Origin of the sequence: Rhodanobacter lycopersici (assembly GCF_040812335.1) — a bacterium.
GTDB classification, from domain to species: domain Bacteria; phylum Pseudomonadota; class Gammaproteobacteria; order Xanthomonadales; family Rhodanobacteraceae; genus Rhodanobacter_A; species Rhodanobacter_A lycopersici.
In genome coordinates, this window is the sequence record NZ_JBFOHK010000001.1 from 1,012,936 (window position 1) to 1,030,362 (window position 17,427).

16 protein-coding genes and 1 pseudogene are annotated in these 17,427 nt (G+C 68.9%); 10 read left to right on the forward strand and 7 right to left on the reverse strand.

Features of this window, described 5'->3' with window-relative positions; all coding sequences use genetic code 11:
- Nucleotides 1-94 precede the first annotated feature (94 nt).
- The 6 genes from ABQJ54_RS04570 (at nucleotide 95) to ABQJ54_RS04595 (ending at nucleotide 6,759) form a co-directional block, all read left to right on the forward strand.
- Nucleotides 95-1,135, forward strand: coding sequence for an aldo/keto reductase (locus ABQJ54_RS04570; RefSeq protein WP_367853080.1), 1,041 nt, complete (start codon nucleotides 95-97; stop codon nucleotides 1,133-1,135).
- A gap of 10 nt (nucleotides 1,136-1,145) precedes the next feature.
- A complete protein-coding gene (locus tag ABQJ54_RS04575) occupies nucleotides 1,146-2,021 on the forward strand; it encodes an amidohydrolase family protein (RefSeq protein WP_367853081.1) in 876 nt (291 codons plus the stop codon).
- A gap of 28 nt (nucleotides 2,022-2,049) precedes the next feature.
- Nucleotides 2,050-2,796: an SDR family oxidoreductase gene (locus tag ABQJ54_RS04580; RefSeq protein ID WP_367853082.1), complete on the forward strand. Its 747-nt coding sequence runs from the start codon at nucleotides 2,050-2,052 to the stop codon at nucleotides 2,794-2,796.
- A gap of 16 nt (nucleotides 2,797-2,812) precedes the next feature.
- Nucleotides 2,813-3,673 (forward strand): fumarylacetoacetate hydrolase family protein, encoded by an 861-nt coding sequence (locus tag ABQJ54_RS04585; protein ID WP_367853083.1) that lies wholly within the window; start codon nucleotides 2,813-2,815, stop codon nucleotides 3,671-3,673.
- Entirely contained in the window at nucleotides 3,670-5,010 is a 1,341-nt protein-coding gene (locus tag ABQJ54_RS04590; protein WP_367853084.1) for an L-fuconate dehydratase, read from the forward strand. The genes ABQJ54_RS04585 and ABQJ54_RS04590 overlap by 4 nt, the downstream gene beginning before the upstream one ends.
- A 339-nt stretch (nucleotides 5,011-5,349) precedes the next feature.
- The gene (locus ABQJ54_RS04595; protein ID WP_367853085.1) at nucleotides 5,350-6,759 is read left to right on the forward strand and encodes an alpha-L-fucosidase; all 1,410 of its coding nucleotides are present in this window, start codon (nucleotides 5,350-5,352) and stop codon (nucleotides 6,757-6,759) included.
- A gap of 68 nt (nucleotides 6,760-6,827) precedes the next feature.
- Here ABQJ54_RS04595 and ABQJ54_RS04600 read toward each other — a convergent pair whose 3' ends face one another.
- Complete coding sequence (locus tag ABQJ54_RS04600; RefSeq protein ID WP_367853086.1) at nucleotides 6,828-7,211, reverse strand: L-rhamnose mutarotase; 384 nt, start codon at nucleotides 7,209-7,211, stop codon at nucleotides 6,828-6,830.
- Complete coding sequence (fucP, locus tag ABQJ54_RS04605; protein ID WP_367853087.1) at nucleotides 7,211-8,518, reverse strand: L-fucose:H+ symporter permease; 1,308 nt, start codon at nucleotides 8,516-8,518, stop codon at nucleotides 7,211-7,213. The genes ABQJ54_RS04600 and fucP overlap by 1 nt, the downstream gene beginning before the upstream one ends.
- Before the next feature lie 150 nt (nucleotides 8,519-8,668).
- Here fucP and ABQJ54_RS04610 point away from each other — a divergent pair, with 150 nt between their 5' ends.
- The 3 genes from ABQJ54_RS04610 to ABQJ54_RS04620 all read left to right on the forward strand — a co-directional run bounded on the left by ABQJ54_RS04610 (nucleotide 8,669) and on the right by ABQJ54_RS04620 (nucleotide 11,977).
- A complete protein-coding gene (locus ABQJ54_RS04610; protein WP_437343314.1) occupies nucleotides 8,669-9,445 on the forward strand; it encodes an IclR family transcriptional regulator in 777 nt (258 codons plus the stop codon).
- Between the two features lie 286 nt (nucleotides 9,446-9,731).
- Complete coding sequence (locus ABQJ54_RS04615) at nucleotides 9,732-11,204, forward strand: DUF4139 domain-containing protein (RefSeq protein ID WP_367853088.1); 1,473 nt, start codon at nucleotides 9,732-9,734, stop codon at nucleotides 11,202-11,204.
- Nucleotides 11,205-11,221: 17 nt separating this feature from the next.
- Nucleotides 11,222-11,977, forward strand: a complete 756-nt coding sequence (locus ABQJ54_RS04620; RefSeq protein WP_367853089.1) for an enoyl-CoA hydratase/isomerase family protein — start codon at nucleotides 11,222-11,224, stop codon at nucleotides 11,975-11,977.
- Between the two features lie 24 nt (nucleotides 11,978-12,001).
- Here ABQJ54_RS04620 and ABQJ54_RS04625 read toward each other — a convergent pair whose 3' ends face one another.
- Nucleotides 12,002-14,167 carry a TIM-barrel domain-containing protein gene (locus ABQJ54_RS04625; RefSeq protein WP_367853090.1) on the reverse strand — a complete coding sequence of 722 codons (2,166 nt, stop codon included), beginning with the start codon at nucleotides 14,165-14,167 and terminating at the stop codon, nucleotides 12,002-12,004.
- On the opposite strand from ABQJ54_RS04625, the gene ABQJ54_RS04630 reads away from it, so the two are divergent.
- A complete protein-coding gene (locus ABQJ54_RS04630; RefSeq protein ID WP_367853091.1) occupies nucleotides 14,166-14,303 on the forward strand; it encodes a hypothetical protein in 138 nt (45 codons plus the stop codon). The genes ABQJ54_RS04625 and ABQJ54_RS04630 overlap by 2 nt on opposite strands.
- 78 nt (nucleotides 14,304-14,381) lie before the next feature.
- Here the strand turns inward: ABQJ54_RS04630 and ABQJ54_RS04635 are convergent, their stop codons facing one another.
- From ABQJ54_RS04635 to bamJ, 4 genes and pseudogenes are all read right to left on the reverse strand, one after another.
- A complete protein-coding gene (locus ABQJ54_RS04635) occupies nucleotides 14,382-14,870 on the reverse strand; it encodes a GNAT family N-acetyltransferase (RefSeq protein WP_367853092.1) in 489 nt (162 codons plus the stop codon).
- Between the two features lie 77 nt (nucleotides 14,871-14,947).
- Complete coding sequence (locus ABQJ54_RS04640; RefSeq protein WP_367853094.1) at nucleotides 14,948-15,796, reverse strand: sulfurtransferase; 849 nt, start codon at nucleotides 15,794-15,796, stop codon at nucleotides 14,948-14,950.
- Nucleotides 15,793-16,574 (reverse strand): annotated as a pseudogene (locus ABQJ54_RS04645) (CoA pyrophosphatase). Before ABQJ54_RS04645 ends, ABQJ54_RS04640 begins: the two are co-directional and overlap by 4 nt.
- A gap of 41 nt (nucleotides 16,575-16,615) precedes the next feature.
- Nucleotides 16,616-17,359, reverse strand: coding sequence for a BamJ family beta-barrel-assembly machinery protein (gene bamJ / locus ABQJ54_RS04650; protein WP_367853095.1), 744 nt, complete (start codon nucleotides 17,357-17,359; stop codon nucleotides 16,616-16,618).
- Nucleotides 17,360-17,427: the final 68 nt, after the last annotated feature.

A 17,427-nucleotide genomic window follows, 5' to 3' on the forward strand; every position in this document is an offset into this window, starting at 1 on the left:
GACTGCGCAATACCGCGCACGAGTACGCAGCATCGATTCCGCCGACTGGCCGGCAGGTAGTGTCCGGCGACACCACGCAGCGCAGGGTGAAGACATGACGCATGCCAGCGCAGACGCCGCATTGCCCCACTCCACGGGAACACCGGGACGCGAGGCGACCCGCCAGCTGCCGCGGCTGTCCTTCGGCGGCGCACCGATCGGCAATCTGTATGCCGGCGTGGTGGAAGGCGACGCCGTCGACACCGTGCAGCACGCCTGGCGGCTGGGCATCCGCCACTTCGACACGGCGCCCTACTACGGCTACGGCCTCAGCGAATCCCGCCTCGGCACGGCGCTGGCGGGCATTCCGCGCACCGACTACAGCCTGTCGACCAAGGTGGGCCGCCTGCTGCTGGACGCCGACGACAGCCAGCCGGCGCCGGATGACGGCTTCGCGGTGAGCGGGCGGCAGGCCGTGTTCGACTACAGCCGCGACGGCATCCAGCGCTCGGTGGAATCCAGCCTGCGCCGGCTCGGCACCGACCACGTCGAGATCCTGCTGCTGCACGACATCGGCGCGCTGACCCATGGCGCACGACATCCGGCCATCCTGCGCCAGGCCCTGAACGAAGCCCTGCCGACGATGGCCGAACTGCGCAGCCAGGGCGTCTGCGGCGCGATCGGCCTCGGCGTCAACGAACAGGAAGTGTGCCTGCAGGTGATGCCGGCGTTCGCGCTGGACGTGGTCATGCTGGCCGGCCGCTACACCCTGTTCGAGCAGCGCGACAGCGCGCAGCTGATGGCAGAGGCCGTGCAGCGCAACGTCGCCGTGATGGCGGCCGGCCCCTACAACTCCGGCCTGCTGGGTGCCGATGATGCGCCCGGCTCCACCTACAACTACGCCCCGGCCGATGCCGCGACCCGCGCGCGGGCCCAACGCTTCTACGATCTCTGTGACCGGCGCGGCATCGCGGTCGGCGCCGCCGCGCTGCAGTTCCCGCTGGCGCATCCCGCCGTCGCCACCGTGGTATGCGGCCTGCGTTCGCCGGCCGAGGTCGACAGCGCCGTGCAGCGCATGAACACGCCTTTGCCTCCTGCGCTGTGGGACGAACTGCGCCAGGCCGGCCTGCTCGACGCCAGCGCAAACACGCCATGAAGATCGCGCCATGCATCTGATCGACGCCCATCAGCACTACTGGCGCACCGATCGCGGCGATTACGCCTGGCTGCGCGACGCGGATGCCTCGCTGCAGCGCGACTTCCTGCCTGCCGACCTCGCGGCGCAACGCATCGCCGCCGGCGTGGCCGGCAGCGTGCTGGTGCAGGCGGCGGCGACCGAAGCGGAAACGCGCTACCTGTTCGAACTGGCCCGCGCCGACCGCAGCATCCTCGGCGTGGTGGGCTGGGTCGATTTCGAGGCGCCCGATGTGGCTGCACGCATCCGCCCGCTGGTCCGCGACGGCGATGGCCTGCTGCTGGGCCTGCGGCCGATGGCGCAGGACCACCCGGATCCGGACTGGCTGGCGCGTCCGGCGCTGGACGCGGCCTTCGACTGCCTGCAGGAGCATGACCTCGCCTTCGACGCCCTGGTGCGCCCGCCGCAGCTGCCCGCGCTGCAGCAGCGACTGCGGCGCGAACGCGAGCTTCGCGTTGTGCTCGATCACGCGGGCAAGCCGGATATCGCGCACGACCGCTTCGACGACTGGGCGCCACGGATCCGCGAACTGGCCGAGCTGCCCAAGGTCTGCTGCAAGTTCTCCGGCCTGCTCACCGAACTCGCCCCCGGCATGCCGGCCAGGGCGCTCGACCACTGGGTCGACCACCTGTTCGCATGCTTCGGCCCCGGGCGTCTGATCTGGGGCAGCGACTGGCCGGTACTCACGCTGCGCAGCAGCTACGCGCACTGGCTGGAACTCGCCCGCGCCTTCGCGCATCGGCACGCACCCCACGCACTGGAGCGCATCTTCAGCCGCAACGCGCTGGCGTTCTACCGGCCGCGACGCGCACCCGACTTCCTCGATGCCGCAGGAGACATTCCATGACCCCTTCCATCTGTCAGGGACCAAGACCATGAACGGCCGATTGCAAGGCAAGCACGCCCTCGTCACCGCGGCCGGCGCCGGCATCGGTCGCGCCACCGCGCTCGCCTTCGCGCGCGAAGGCGCGCAGGTGCTGGCCACCGACATCGACGCCGCGGCGCTGGCCAGCCTCGCGCAGGAACAGCCGGCCATCACCACGCAGCGGCTGGATGTCACCCGCGCCGAGGACATCCGCGCCCTGATCGAAGGCCAGGACGCGATCGACGTGCTGTTCAACTGCGCCGGCTACGTGCATGCGGGCACCATCCTCGACACCGACGACGACGCCTGGCAGCGCTCGTTCCGCATCAACGTGGACGGCATGTACTGGCTGTGCCGCGCGGTACTGCCGGGCATGCTGGAGCGCGGCCGCGGCAGCATCATCAACATGTCCTCGGTAGCGTCCAGCATCAAGGGCGTGCCCAATCGCTTCGCCTACGGCACCACCAAGGCGGCGGTGATCGGCCTGACCCGCTCCATCGCCGCCGACTACGTGGCGCGCGGCGTGCGCTGCAACGCGATCTGCCCCGGCACGGTGAAGACGCCGTCGCTGGGCGAGCGCGTGCGTGCGCTCGGCGGCGACGAGCAGGCGGTGTGGCGCAGCTTCACCGACCGCCAGCCGATGGGCCGCCTCGGCACGCCGGAGGAGATCGCCACGCTCGCGCTGTATCTCGCCTCCGACGAATCCTCCTTCACCACCGGCACCACCCACGTCGTGGATGGCGGCTGGTCCAACTGAACACGGATACATCACCATGAAACTCGTTCGTTACGGCGCGCCCGGCCAGGAGCGGCCCGGCCTGATCGACGCGCAGGGCAAGCTGCGCGACCTCTCCGCCCACGTCGGCGACATCGATGCCGGCGCACTCGTGCGCACCGGCCGCGCGCGGCTCGCGGTGCTCGATGCCGCCAGCCTGCCGGAAGTGGCCGGCGCGCCACGCTACGGTGCACCGGTGGCGCATACCGGCAAGATGATCTGCGTGGGCCTGAACTACACCGACCACGCTGCCGAAACCGGCGCGACGCCGCCCGAGCAGCCCATCCTTTTCATGAAGGCCACCAACACCATCATGGGCGCGAACGACGACGTCATCATCCCGAAGGATTCGGTGAAAACCGACTGGGAAGTGGAGCTGGGCGTGGTGATAGGCGACACCGCGCGCCACGTGCGCGTCGAAGACGCGCTCAAGCATGTCGCAGGCTACCTGGTGGTGAACGACCTGTCCGAGCGCGCCTTCCAGCTCGAACACGGCGGCCAGTGGGTGAAGGGCAAGAGCTGCGACACCTTCGGCCCGATCGGCCCTTGGCTGCTCACCGCCGACGAAGTGACCGACCCGCAGAATCTGGCGCTGTGGCTGGAGGTCAACGGCCATCGCTACCAGAACGGCAACACGCGCAACATGATCTTCGGCGTGGCCGAGCTGGTGAGCTACATCAGCCGCTACATGACCCTGCAGCCGGGCGACATCATCAGCACCGGCACGCCGGCGGGCGTGGGCCTCGGCCAGAAGCCGCCGCTGTATCTTCGCCCCGGCGACGTGATGGAGCTGGGCATCGACGGCTTGGGCCGGCAACGCCAGCGCACCATCGCCTACGATGCCGCGGTGCCCGCATGAACCAGTCGGCCCCGTCCCTCGACACGCGCGCCGCGCGCATCGTGGCGCTGGACACGCTCGACGTGCGCTTCCCCACCTCGCGCGAGCTGGACGGTTCGGACGCGATGAACCCCGACCCGGACTACTCGGCCGCCTGCGTGACGCTGCGCACCAATCATCCGGACCTGTGCGGCCACGGCTTCGTGTTCACCATCGGCCGTGGCAACGACGTACAGAAGGCCGCGCTGGATGCGCTATCCGAGCACGTGGCAGGCCTCTCCGTCGATGCGGTGGTCAACGATCTCGGCGGCTTCGCCCGCCGCCTCACCGGCGACTCGCAGCTGCGCTGGCTCGGCCCCGAGAAGGGCGTGATGCACATGGCGATCGGCGCGGTGGTCAACGCCGCGTGGGATCTCGCCGCGCGCCTCGCCGGCAAGCCGCTGTGGCGCTACATCGCCGAGTTGTCGCCGGAGGAAATCGTCGCCGCCATCGACTTCCGCTATCTCAGCGACGCGCTCACACGCGACGAGGCGCTGGCCATCCTGCGCGCGGCGGTTCCGCATCGGCAGCAACGCATCGAACAGCTGCTGGCCGAAGGCTATCCCGCCTACACCACGTCGCCCGGCTGGCTGGGCTACAGCGACGAGAAGATGCAGCGGCTGGCGCGCGAAGCGGTCGCCGACGGCTTCCGCACGATCAAGCTCAAGGTGGGCCTCGACGCGGCGGACGACGTGCGGCGCTGCCGCCTCGCCCGCGAAACGGTCGGCCCGGACATCGCCATCGCCATCGACGCCAACCAGCGCTGGGACGTGCCCGACGCCATCGCCTGGCTGAAACAGCTCATCGCCTTCGACATCGCGTGGATCGAGGAGCCGACCAGCCCCGACGACATCCTCGGCCACGCGGCGATCCGCCGCGCCGTCGCGCCCATGCCGATCTCCACCGGCGAGCACACCCATAATCGCGTGATGTTCAAGCAGCTGTTCCAGGCCGGCGCGGTGGACCTGGTGCAGATCGACGCGGCCCGCGTGGGCGGCGTCAACGAGAACCTGGCGATCCTGCTGCTGGCCGCCAAGTTCGGCGTGCGCGTGTTTCCGCACGCCGGCGGCGTGGGCCTGTGCGAACTGGTGCAGCACCTGGCGATGGCCGACTTCGTGGCGATCACCGGCCGGAAGGAAGACCGCGCCATCGAGTTCGTCGACCACCTGCACGAACACTTCATCGATCCGGTGGTGATACGCGAAGGCCGTTACATCGCGCCCACGGCACCAGGCTTTTCCGCGGAGATGAAGCAAACCTCGCTGCGCGATTACGCCTTCCCGCAGGGCGTGGCGTGGCAAACAGATTCCGGCGCGTGAGCACGCCTGCTCCCCTCTCCCTCCGGACGCGGGGAACGGCCATGGATGGCCGCGCTTTCCTCGCTCCCCAAAGCAGAGCACATCCCTGTGCCCTATCCGCGTGGAGGAGCGAGGAAGAGAGGCTGGGGGGGAGGGTTCGGCCGAAGCGTGTTACCGACGTCCTGCGCAAGTTACCAACATCGCGCCCTGCCCGAACCCTCATCCGGCCCTTCGGGCCACCTTCTCCCGAAGGGAGAAGGACTCACTGACAACCATCTCGGTTCGCCGCCCAGACACATGACAACTCCATCCTCCCTGAGGGGAGGACTTCAAGCTGAGTCAGACCAACGGAGCCACGTGATGAACCTGCCGTATCGCCTCGTGAAATCCGCCCTCGCCTGCGCGCTCGCCTCCGCCTGCGCGATGGCGCACGCCGTGACGCCGGCAAACACAGGCATGCATCCGGTGGCGGCGATCCAGTACACCGAAACCCCGGCGCAGCGCGACGCGCGCATGGCCTGGTGGCGCGCGGCGCGCTACGGCATGTTCATCCACTGGGGCGTGTATTCGGTGCCGGCCGGCGTGTGGCACGGCAAGCCGGTGGATGGCGCAGGCGAATGGATCATGCACGACGCGCGCATCCCAGTGGCCGAATACAAACAGCTGCCCGCGCACTTCGACCCGACACAATTCGACGCGCATACCTGGGTCTCGCTGGCCAAGGCCGCAGGCATGAAGTACATCGTGATCACCGCCAAGCACCACGATGGCTTCGCGATGTTCGACTCGAAGGCGAACGCGTTCAACATCGTCGACGCCACGCCGTTCAAGCGCGACCCGCTACGCGAACTGGCTGACGAGGCCAAACGGCAGGGCATCAAGTTCGGCGTCTACTACTCGCAGGACCAGGACTGGACCGCGCCGGGCGGCGCCGCGATCGGCGGTCACTGGGACAAGGCGCAGGACGGCGACTTCGCCACCTACCTGCACACCAAGGCGATCCCGCAGATCAAGGAACTGCTGGCGAAGTACCACCCCGCGGTACTGTGGTTCGACACACCTACCCGCGAGATGACGCCACAACTCGCCGCGGAAATCGTGAAGCTGCTCGACCAGTACCCGCAGCTGATCTGGAACAACCGGCTGGGCGGCGGCTATCCAGGCGACACCGAAACACCCGAGCAGCACATCCCGCCGCAGGGCTTTCCCGGCAAGGACTGGGAAACCTGCATGACGATCAACGACACCTGGGGCTACAAGTCCGCCGACACCGATTTCAAACCGACCACCGTGCTGCTGCACAACCTGGTCGACATCGCCAGCAAGGGCGGCAATTACCTGCTCAACGTCGGACCCGACTCGCACGGCGTGATCCCGGCCCCCGAGGCCGAACGCCTGCGCGCCATCGGTAAGTGGCTCAAACTCAACGGCGAATCGATCTACGGCACCGGCCCTTCGCCATTCGCCGATCCGCACGGCGGCTACTCCGCCACGCAGAAGGACTCCGACGGCAAGCCCGTGTGGGTACCCACCTGGGATTGGCGAGCCACCAGCCGGCCCGGCAAGGTCTACATCCACCTGCTCGAATGGCCCGGAAGCTCGTTCCGCATCGCCGACGCGACCATCCACGCCACCGGCGCCTACCTGCTGGCCGATCCGCAGCACACGCCACTGAAGTTCGCGCAGCACGGCACGCAGCTCGACGTGCAGCTGCCGGCCAAGCCGCTCGACCCGATCGACACGGTGCTGGTCGTCACGACCAAGGGCTGAGTCCGGCTGCCCTTGCCGCCTGCGTCCGCCCCTCCGGCGGGCGCGGATGACAAGGCACGATCAAGCCACTATCGATGCGTGCCCCGCCCCGCCATGTTGCTGGCGGCCAGTGCTTCCTTGAGCGAGAAGATCCCGCGCATCGCCACCCACTTTTCGCCCGCTTTCGCCCACGGCAGGCGCTGCTGGTAACCATCCATCAGCTGCTCCCATTCCTGCACGCGCGGATCGGCCGCATCGGCGGCCTGCTTGCCGGCAGCGTCGTAGTCGTCGGGCACCTGCATCACCATCACCAGCCGGTTGCCGGTACGGAAGATTTCCATGTCCTCGATGCCCGCGGCGCGGATCGAGGCGACGATTTCCGGCCAGATCACCCCGGGCCGGTGCCAGTTCTCGTACTCGGCGATGGCCGCCGCGTCGTCGCGCAGATCCAGGGCGTAGTAGAGGCGCGGCATCAGGCGCCCGCCCTGCCTGCATGCGACAGGCGTCGCCAGGCGAACCACGCCACCACGGCGAAACTCAGCGCCGGCACGCCCAGCGCGCGCGCGATGCCGGCGTGGTCGGACACCGCACCCATCGCCGCGGTGAGCACCGCGCCGCCGATGATGGTCATTACCAGCAAGGCCGAACCCAGCTTGCGCTCGTCGTCGTCCATGCCCTCCACGCCCAGCGCGAAGATGGTCGGGTACATCACCGACATGAAGAAGCTGCAGGCCACCAGCGCGCAGGCGCCGACCAGCCCCGGCTGCAGCAGCGCGAACAGGGTAAGCGCCACGTTGATCGCGGCGAACGCCAGCAGCAGGCGCACCGGCGCCAGGTAATTCATCAATGCCGTGCCGACGAAGCGACCGGCCATGAAGCACACCAGCGAGGCCAGCAGAAAGCTGGCGGCCGCATGCGCCGTGGTGCCCGGCATGCCCGATTGCACGTAGCGTATGGTGTAGCTCCACACCCCGACCTGCGCGCCCACGTAGAAGAACTGCGCCGCCATCGCGCTGGTGAAGCCGCGGTCGCGCAGCAGCCGGGCCAGCGCGCCGGCGCGCCCGGTGGCGCGCGTGGTCAGCGCGTGCGGCGCGGCCACCGCGGGGAAGCGCATCACCAGCACCAGCACGGCCCAGGCCAGCACCACCAGGCCGATGCACAGGTAGGGCCCTTGCACCGCATGCGTCGCCGCCGCGTAGTACGCGGTGCGCTCGGCAGCGCCCATCGCGGCCAGTTGCTGCGGGGTGTGCTCCACGCCCGCCAGGATGAAATGCTTGCCGATCAGCACGCCGGCGATCGAGCCCAGCGGGTTGAACGCCTGCGCGAAGTTGAGCCGGCGCGCCGCGCCCTCGCGCGGCCCCAGCACGGTCATCAGTGGGTTGGCCGAGGTTTCCAGGAAGGCCAGCCCGGTGGCGATCACGAACAGTGCGAACAGGAACATGCCGTAGGTGCGCAGCTGCGCCGCCGGCCAGAACAGCAGCGCGCCCGCGCCGTACAGCACCAGGCCCACCACCACCGCCTCCTTGTAGCCGAAGCGGCGCATGAACATCGCCGCGGGCATCGCCACCAGGAAGTAGCCAAGGTAGAACGCGCTCTGCACCAGGCCCGCCTGGAAATCGTCCAGCACGAAGGCCATCTTGAACTGCGCGATCAGCACGTCGTTGAGGTTGTTCGCGGCGCCCCACAGGAAGAACAGGCCCACGATCAGGAACAGCGGTAGCCAGCGCCGGATGCCCTGCGGTGCAGTGGTTGCCGGCGTGGCCGGGTATTCCGTCGTCATTCGTGCATCCACCCCGGTCTCCCGTTGCTGCCCGCGCATGCCGGACACGGCAGTGCAAATATGAAACAGTTATTCACCAGCGCAAAGACGCACTGCAGCATGCCGCCCTGCATGGCAGTCACACGCCACATGCGGCAAGCTAGCAAGATCATGACGAAGCCTGCTCCCAAATACCGCGCCCCCGCGCTCGACAAGGGCCTGGACATCCTCGAACTGCTGGCCAGTGCCCACAAGCCGCTGAGCATCGTGGAAATCTCCGAGGGCGTGGGCCGCTCGCGCGGCGAGATCTTCCGCATGCTGCAGGTGCTGGAGGAGCGCGACTACCTCGCCCGCGCCGAAGGCGACGGCGGCTACTGCATCACCCCGCGGCTGTTCCGCCTGGCGATGGAGCAGCCACCGGTGAAAAGCGCCATCGAGGCGACCCTGCCGGTGATGCACCGGCTCGCCGAGACCACCGAGCAGGCCTGCCACCTGGTGGTGCCTTCGCGCGACCAGATCGTGGTGATCGCACGCGCCGATCCGCCGGGCGAGATCGCCCTGGTGGTGCGCATCGGCCACCGCCGCCCGATGTCCCAGGCTACTTCCGGACACGTGCTGCTCGCCTTCCAGGACGAGCAGATGCGCGAGCACTGGCTCGACATCATCGCCAGCCAGGAGGCCGACCTCGACCGCAAGAAACTGACCCGCCAGCTGGCGCAGGTGCGCAGCCAGGGTTATGCCTGCGCGCGCAGCCACGTGGTGGATGCGGTCACCGACATCTCGGCCCCGGTGCTCCACCACGGACGCGCCGTGTGCGCGCTCACCGTGCCGTTCATCGAGCAGCGGGCCTCGGCGCAGACACGGCAGCGCACCGTCGAGTCGCTGTGCAAGGCCACGACCGAGATATCCGACATCCTGCAGTATGGCGTCGTCACGCAGCGGCGATGAGCGGATCCGATTGGCGAGCAGGTCTGTCCAGCATGGCCTCCGCTCGCCCTGGCACGGTCCGCTTGGCCGAAGTCAAAGGGTTGCGACGACAGACGCTTCGACTTCGCTTGCTTGCGCAAGCTACGCTCGGCACGAGCGGAATCCATAGCCTGGCGGCACCACGCACATGCGCACGGATGAATAGGTTGCCCTGCCACGAGCGGACGCAACGGAAACCGCCATCGGCCATGCATCCAATGCGTCCCCCAAGCGCTGCAGCACCCCTGTCCCCATCAGGAGCTTCGCCATGAACCAGCCTGCCCTGTCCGCCCTCGCGCTGGCCTGCGTCGCCGGACTGGCCCTCGTCGTGCCCGCCGCCGCGGCGCCCACCGCGAGCGGCGCCGACATCACGCTGTACCGCAGCGACAGCCCCACGCTGTATGCGAGCAGCGGCGACGGCAATGTCGACGACGGCTACGCGGTGATCCGCGAGCAACGCACGCTCACGCTCAAGCCCGGCCTGCAGGACATCACCCTGGGCGACCTGCCCGAGCATCTCGATGCCGAGGCGCTGGCGCTGGGCTTTCCCGATGGCGGTGCCAGGGTAGTCTCGCAGCGCCTGCTGCTGGGCCAGGGCGCCAGCGCCGCGCTGACCGGGCTGGTCGGCCGCGAGGTCACAGTGCTGGGCGACAGCGGCCAGACGATCGTCGCCGGCACCCTGCTGCGTGCCGGCGACGACGGCCTGATGGTCGGCGGCGCCACGGGTACCAGCTGGATCCGCCAGTACGCCGGCGTGCGCGTCAGCAGCGGCGACTTCCCCACCGGCTCCAGCCTGCGCCTGCGCGTCGACGCCGCGCGCGGCGGCAACAGCGAGGCCGTGCTCAGCTATCCCACCAGCGGACTAGGCTGGCGCGCCGCCTACGTGGCCACGCTGCAGCCAGGCGACGGCTGCCGCATGCAGTTCGAGTCGCGCGCCAGCATCGCCAACCGCAGCGGCCGCGACTGGCACGATGCCAGGCTCACCCTGATCGCCGGCGAGCCGAATTTCGCCAAGGCCTCCGGCCCGCGCCTGGTGATGATGATGGCAAAGGCCGACAGTTTCGCCGCCGCGCCGATGCCGCAGCAGGCGCAGATGGACAACTACCGCAGCTACACCCTGCCCGCGCCGGTGAACCTGCCCGATGGCAGCGTCAGCCAGGTGCCGCTGTATGCCACGCGCGGCATGAGCTGCGAACGCACCAACCTCGACGAAAACGGCGGCACCTGGCTGCCCCCGCAACCGATGCTGGGCCGCGACTTCAACGGCGGATCGGGCACCGGCAACATCGTCAGCACGCTCAAGCTCGCCGCCTTCGACAGCCTGCCCGCAGGCTACCTGCGCGTGCTTGCGCAGGACAGCCACGGCACGCCGCAATTCATCGGCGAGGGCCGCATCGAGGACACACCCAAGGGTGGCGACGCCACCATCACCCTGGGCAGCGCGTTCGACCTGCATGCCGAGCGCGAGCGCACCGCCTTCCACGTGGACCAGGCCGGCCGCAAGCTGGACGAGGCCTTCCGCATCACGCTCAGCAATGCCGGCGACAGCGCACGCACCGTCACCGTGCGCGAACACCCCAACCGCTGGCGCGAGTGGAAGCTGGCCTCGTCCAGCCAGAAGCCCGACAGGCAGACCAGCGACACGCTGGAGTTCCGCGTGAACGTGCCTGCGAACGGCAAGGCCGTGCTGGACTACGCCGTGCATTACAGCTGGACTGCGGACCAGCATCCGCAGCAGTAACCCCCGAGGAATCGCCCATGCTCGAAGTCATCCAGCACGACGCCATCGCCGAGATCCGGCTGGCGCGCCCGCCGGTCAACGCGTTGAACCTGGAACTGCTGCAGACGCTGCGCAGCGCGCTGGACGGCGCCGTCGCAGGCGGCGCAGGCGGCATCATGCTGTCCGGCGCGCCCGGCATGTTCAGCGCCGGCGTGGACGTGCCGGCGCTGCTCAAGCTCGACCGCGCCGGTGTGCGCGCGTTCTGGCGCGAATTCTTCGACATGGGCTGCGCGCTGGCGCGTTCGCCCGTACCACTGGTGGCCGCGATCACTGGCCACAGCCCAGCCGGCGGCGCGGTGTTGTCGCTGTTCTGCGACTACCGCGTGATGGCCGAAGGCCCGTACAAGATCGGCCTCAACGAGGTGCAGGTAGGCCTGGTCGTGCCCAACTGCATCCAGTTCGCGCTGCGTCGCGTGGTGGGCGCCTACCGCGCCGAGCGGCTGCTGGTGGCCGGCGCGATGGTCAATGCACAGGAAGCGCTGGCCTGCGGTTTCGTCGACGAGACCACCGGCATCGACCAGGTGGTCACCCGTGCCCGCGTCTGGCTGGACGAGCTGCTGGCCCGCCCCGTGCACTCCATGCTCGGCACGCGCCGCATTGCCCGCGCCGATCTGGTCGCGGCGTGGGCCGACGTGGACGCGCTGCCGATCGACGACTTCGTCGAGGGCTTCTACCACCCGCAGACGCAAGCCACGCTGCAGGCCCTGGTGGCACGGCTGACCAAGAAGGGCTGATGCCCTTCGTGTCTGCCGCGCGCGTCAGTGCGTGCGCGGCAGGTGCAACGTGACGTTGCCGTCCATGCCGTGCGCGGTGACCACGCCCGCGTCGGTGACCAGCTGCACCACCACCGGGCGCGCGGCGGCCGGCCAGTGGCCCTCGCGGCCGGCAATGCCCACTTTCACCGTGTCGCCCTGCCGCTCGGCACGATAGGTAGTGAGGCGGTATTCGCCGCGGCGATAGCCGTAGCCGTCGCCCGCGTCCTCGTACAGCCGGCCTTGCGCCTGGCCATGCGCGTCCAGGCTCACCAGCAGGGTCAGCGGCTTGAGCGAATCCTCGTTGGTGTCCTGCACGATCCGCCCCAGCGGCACGATCGCGCCGCCGCGCACTTTCAGCGTGGCCTGCAGCGGATCGGCGCGGTCGCCGTCGACCAGCGACACCGTGCGCCAGATGCCCTGCGGCAAGGCGGGGTGCTGCGCGAACGCCGGCACCACCAGCAGGTCGCTGCCGAGCAGGAAGGCCTGCTGCTCCGCGCGCAAGTGCGGATCGCGCGGATCGGCGAAGAACACCGGCCGCATCACCGGCAGGCCGTCCACCGAGCTTTCCCGGAACAGCGTGTAGAGGTAAGGCAGCAATCGGTAGCGGCGCTCGATGGCGATGCGCGCGGTCTTTTCCACCGCCGGCCCGAACGCCCACGGCTCCTTCTGCTGCGGCGCCTTGATGGTGTGCCCGCGCGAGAACGGATAGAACGCGCCCACCGCGATCCAGTTCGCCCAAAGCTGCGGCGTGGCCACGCCACTGAAGCCGCCGATGTCCGGCCCGCTGAACGGCTGGCCGGACAGGCCGAGGTTGATCGACATCGGGATCGACAGCTTGAGATCGTCCCAGGTCGAGGCGTTGTCGCCGGTCCAGGTGGCCGCGTAGCGCTGGCCGCCGAGGAAGTTGGAGCGCGTCAGCACGAACGGCCGCTTGTCCGGGTTCGCCGCCTGGATGCCTTCGCGCGTGGCGCGCACCATCAGCATGCCGTACACGTTGTGGTATTCCAGGTGCGGTCCCGGCGCCAGCTCGCCGCCGCCGCGATGCCGGTTGTCGTCCGGCATGGTCTGGCCCTCCACATTGAACACCGAGGGCTCGTTCATGTCGTTCCACACGCCGTCCGCGCCCTGCGCCATGAAATCCTTGTACAACGCCGACCACCACTGCCGCGTCTGCGGCCGGGTGAAGTCGGGAAAGACCACCGCGCCCGGCCACACCGTGCCGTGGTAGTCGTGGCCCTGCGCGTCCCTCACCCACACGTCCTGCACGGTGCCGCTGTCGTAGACCTTGTAGCCGGGATCGATCTTCACGCCCGGATCGATCATCCACACGCTGTGGAAGCCGCGCGCGTGCAGTTCGCGGTTGAGCCGCTTCGGGTCGGGGAAAGTCTTCGGGTCGAAGGTGAACACGCGGAAGCCGTCCATGTAGTCGATGTCCATCCAGATCACGTCGGCCGGGATGCGGCGCTTGCGGAATTCGTCGGCGATCTGCAGCACGCGCGTGTCGGGCGTGTACGACCAGCGCGACTGCTGGTAGCCCAGCGCCCAGCGTGGCGGCAGCGGCATCGTGCCGGTGAGTGTCGCCAGTCCTTCCAGCACGGCCTGCGGCGAGGCACGGTCGATCACGATCACCGGCATCGCCGGCCCGCTGGACTCGAACACGATGTCGCTGCCGGTGGCCAGCGTGGCGCGCCAGGTGGAATCGAACAGCACGCCGAACGCGCTGCCGTCCGGCCGCACGCCCAGCACCCACGGGTGCGACTGGTAGAGCTGCTTGCCGCCGTCCTTCGCATACTCGAAGTTGTCGGTGTTCCACAGCGTGATGCTTTCGCCGTTGCGGCGCAGCGGGCCGGTGACCTCGCCGGTGCCGTACAGGTCGGCGCCCTGCGGCACCGCCACGGTGACGCGGGTCTTGCCGACGTGGCGGTCGAAGCGCGGGCGGATCTGCCAATCCGCGGGCAACGTCCCCTCGGCTTCCGGCGTACGCAGCAGCGCCAGCGAGTGGGGATAGGCGGTCATGCCAGGCGGCAGGAAGGCGGCGATGCCGTCGCCGATCCGCTCGGCCGTGACCTGTGCGGTCGCCGCAGCGGGCGGAACAGGCGCAGCCGCGGCCAGCGCGGTGCCGGCGAACAGGCTCAGGGCGAAGGCAGTCTTAGGCAGCAGTCTGCGCATGCGGCGCCTCTCGGTATCGGGAACGCCGGCCAGCTTATCGAAAGATGCCGCACTGCGCGTCGCCCTGCCGCTGGACGACTTCCTCGACAGCCACTTCCGCCCGCAGACACAGGCCACGCTGTACAGTCACTGGTAGCACGGCTCGAGAGCTGACCCAGAGCCTGCGCGGCCTCCGCATGACAACGCGAGCCATGCGGAAACCGCAGACAGGCTTTCAAGGCTCCCAGATCATGTGCACGTCGGCCCGCGCGTAGTGCGACCCCGCGCGCGGTGCAGGATGGTGGCGAAAGCCCACGCTTTCATACAGCGCCAGCGCGGGTGCGAGCAGGCTGCTGGATTCCAGGAACAGTTCGCGCGCGCCGAGCGTGCGGTACAGGTCCAGCGCTGCGTCCATCAGCTGGCGGCCCGCGCCGCGGCCACGCGCTTCAGGCGCTACCGCCATCTTGGTGAGTTCGTAGACGCCGTCGCCTTCGTTCTTCAACGCGACGGTACCGAGTGCGCGCCCGGTTTCGTCGATGGCGAACAGGATGTGGCCGCCATTCGCAAGTATGTATTTCTCGGGATTCCCCAGCACTTCGCGATCGTACGCTTCGACCACGAACCAGTGCTCCAGCCATTCGATGTTGAGCGTGGCGAACGCCTCGCGCCAGCGCGGGTCGAAGCCGACGATACGGATGCCATGCGATCGGGTGAGTGTGTTCATCCGTACATTCCGGGGATCAGCCGTCCATGGTTTTTCCGATTCTTCCTGCCCGCTGCCCGTCCAGCAAAACACGGCACTCACTGCCCGTCCGTCGCCACCGGCCGCGAACGGTCGCTGACCCAGCCGCTCCACGACGGTGCGTACAGGCGCGAGCCGGCGAGCCCGGCATGTTCCATCGCCAGCAGGTTGTGGCAGGCGGTGACGCCGGAGCCGCACATGTGCACGACTTCGGATGGCGCGCGCGTGCCGAGCACGGCTAGGAAGTCGCGCTGGAGTTCCGCCGCGCCCTTGAACCGGCCATCGGCGGCGAGGTTGTCGGCGAACGGGCGGTTCAGTGCGCCGGGCACATGGCCGGCGACGGGATCGAGCGGCTCGGTGTCGCCGCGGTAACGCGGCACGGCGCGCGCATCGAGCAGCAGTGGGGCAGGCGCGGCGTGCAGTGCACCGTGGTCGAGTACCACCCGGGCAGGATCGAACTGCAGTGCGACTGTGGTCGCAGTACGTTGCGGCACGGCGGTTTCCACGGGCAAGCCCGCCGCCTGCCACGCGGCAAAACCGCCATCGAGCACCGCCACGGCACGCTCGCCGGCGTAGCGCAGCAGCCACCACAGCCGCGCCGCGGCCAGCGCGCCGCTGGTGGCGTCGTAGGCCACCACCTGCAGGCGTGGCCGCCAGCCCCAGCGACCCAGCACGGCGGAAAACGCTTCCGCCGAAGGCAGCGGATGCCGGCCCAGTCCTTGCAGCTGCAGCGAGAGGTCGGAGAGGTCCGTGTCGAGCTCGGCGTACACGGCCCCCGGGATGTGGCCGGCAAGGTAATCGTGCCGACCCTTCGCCGGATCGGCGAGATCCTTGCGGCAGTCGACGACCAGCACCTCGTCCGGCGGCAACGCGGCCAGTTCGGTGGCCGTAATCAGCGTGGTCCTCATGCGCGTCCCATCCTCTTCAGCAGATTCAGCAGGATCGCCGCGGTGGCGCCCCAGATGCGATGGCCGCCGTGCACGAATTCCACCATGTCGCGCCGGTGGCCGCGGTATTCCATGACATAACGGCGCAGGTTGGCCGGTTCAAGGAAGAACGCCAGCGGCACTTCGAACACCTCGGCCACTTCCGCCGGCGCGGCGTGCAGCTGCGCATTCGCGGTGATGCACGCCACCACCGGCGTGATGCAGTAGCCGCTGATCGTCTCGAAAGAGTCCAGGTAGCCCAGCGGCGTCACCAGCGTGCGGTCGAGGCCGATCTCCTCCTCGCTCTCGCGCAGCGCGGTGGCCAGTGCGTCGGCGTCGCCCGGATCGGTGCCACCACCGGGAAACGCCACCTGCCCCGCGTGCGACTGCAAGTGATCGGTGCGCACGGTGAACACCAGGCGCGGCTGCACGCCCTCGCGCAAGCCCAGCAGCACCGCAGCGGGCCGGCGTTGCGTGTTGCCCAGCAGTTCGCTGATGTCGGCGTGGTTCCAGCCCGGCGGGCCGGGCGGCGAAGAAAGTGGTCGCAGCGCCCGCAGCAAATCGTCGTTCATGGCTGGGCACGCGCAGGCAGCACTTCGCGCATGACGCGCAGACGCTCGGCCTCGCTCATGCCGCGCCAGCGACCGATTTCCTCGATCGTGCGGCGGCAACCGATGCAGTAGCCTTGGGAATCCAGCTGGCAGACGCCGATGCACGGCGTGGCCGGGGACGGCGGTGCAGAGGGAGGTTCGTTCGACATGCCCCGCCATGTTAACAGCAGGGCGGCACCTGCTTGCCGGCTCAGCGGCCGTCCTGGTCCGGCGTGGACGGCTTGATCGCCAGCAGTTCGATCTCGAACACCAGCGCCTCGTTCGGACCGATGCGCGGCAGCGCGCCCTCCTTGCCGTAGGCCAGCTGGGGCGGGATCACCACCTTCCAGCGATCGCCCACGTGCATCCGTGGAATCACGTCGCGCCAACCCGGGATCACGTGGTCCACGGTGAAGCTCACCGGCGCACCATGCGCCCAGGTGCTGTCGAACTCGGTGCCGTCCACCAGCATGCCACGGTAGTTCACCACCACCGTACTGGTGACCGAGGGGTTGGCCGTGCCGTCGCCACGCTTGATCACGGAATACTGGATACCGGAGGGGAGCTGGACCACGCCGGGCTGCTTGGCGTTGCTCGCCATGAACGCAGCGCTCTTGCGCGCATTGGCCTCCGCGAGCTGCTCGAACTCGGCCTGCGCGTCGGTGCGCAACTGCTGGTTGAAGGCGCTCAGCTGCTGGTGCATCGCCTGCATCGATACCGTCGGCGGCCGCTTGGTGTAGGCATCCTGGATCGCGCGCTGCAAGGTGGCGATGTCGATCTCCGGGATGCCGGCCTGATTGCGGCCGTCCACGAACTGGCTGCCGATCTGGTAGCCGATCGCATAGGAGAGCTTGGTCTTGTCCAGCTTCACCGAGGCCGGTGGCTGCGGAGCGGTCTGCGCATGGACCACGCCGACCAGCAGCAGGCAGGGCAGCAGCCAACGCAGTCGTGTCATGCCGTTTTCCATCGCGACTCTTGCCTCGTGCCGCACGCTGCGGCCGCTCCGGGATACCACATCGTAAG

What these genes read in the sequence shown, in the direction of transcription:
- ABQJ54_RS04570 (WP_367853080.1), top strand. Translation starts at nt 95, where the DNA reads ATGACGCATGCCAGCGCAGACGCCGCATTGCCCCACTCCACGGGAACA.
- ABQJ54_RS04575 (WP_367853081.1), top strand. Translation starts at nt 1,146, where the DNA reads ATGCATCTGATCGACGCCCATCAGCACTACTGGCGCACCGATCGCGGC.
- ABQJ54_RS04580 (WP_367853082.1), top strand. Translation starts at nt 2,050, where the DNA reads ATGAACGGCCGATTGCAAGGCAAGCACGCCCTCGTCACCGCGGCCGGC.
- ABQJ54_RS04585 (WP_367853083.1), top strand. Translation starts at nt 2,813, where the DNA reads ATGAAACTCGTTCGTTACGGCGCGCCCGGCCAGGAGCGGCCCGGCCTG.
- ABQJ54_RS04590 (WP_367853084.1), top strand. Translation starts at nt 3,670, where the DNA reads ATGAACCAGTCGGCCCCGTCCCTCGACACGCGCGCCGCGCGCATCGTG.
- ABQJ54_RS04595 (WP_367853085.1), top strand. Translation starts at nt 5,350, where the DNA reads ATGAACCTGCCGTATCGCCTCGTGAAATCCGCCCTCGCCTGCGCGCTC.
- ABQJ54_RS04600 (WP_367853086.1), bottom strand. Translation starts at nt 7,211, where the DNA reads ATGCCGCGCCTCTACTACGCCCTGGATCTGCGCGACGACGCGGCGGCC.
- fucP (WP_367853087.1), bottom strand. Translation starts at nt 8,518, where the DNA reads ATGACGACGGAATACCCGGCCACGCCGGCAACCACTGCACCGCAGGGC.
- ABQJ54_RS04610 (WP_437343314.1), top strand. Translation starts at nt 8,669, where the DNA reads ATGACGAAGCCTGCTCCCAAATACCGCGCCCCCGCGCTCGACAAGGGC.
- ABQJ54_RS04615 (WP_367853088.1), top strand. Translation starts at nt 9,732, where the DNA reads ATGAACCAGCCTGCCCTGTCCGCCCTCGCGCTGGCCTGCGTCGCCGGA.
- ABQJ54_RS04620 (WP_367853089.1), top strand. Translation starts at nt 11,222, where the DNA reads ATGCTCGAAGTCATCCAGCACGACGCCATCGCCGAGATCCGGCTGGCG.
- ABQJ54_RS04630 (WP_367853091.1), top strand. Translation starts at nt 14,166, where the DNA reads ATGCGGCGCCTCTCGGTATCGGGAACGCCGGCCAGCTTATCGAAAGAT.
- ABQJ54_RS04625 (WP_367853090.1), bottom strand. Translation starts at nt 14,167, where the DNA reads ATGCGCAGACTGCTGCCTAAGACTGCCTTCGCCCTGAGCCTGTTCGCC.
- ABQJ54_RS04635 (WP_367853092.1), bottom strand. Translation starts at nt 14,870, where the DNA reads ATGAACACACTCACCCGATCGCATGGCATCCGTATCGTCGGCTTCGAC.
- ABQJ54_RS04640 (WP_367853094.1), bottom strand. Translation starts at nt 15,796, where the DNA reads ATGAGGACCACGCTGATTACGGCCACCGAACTGGCCGCGTTGCCGCCG.
- bamJ (WP_367853095.1), bottom strand. Translation starts at nt 17,359, where the DNA reads ATGACACGACTGCGTTGGCTGCTGCCCTGCCTGCTGCTGGTCGGCGTG.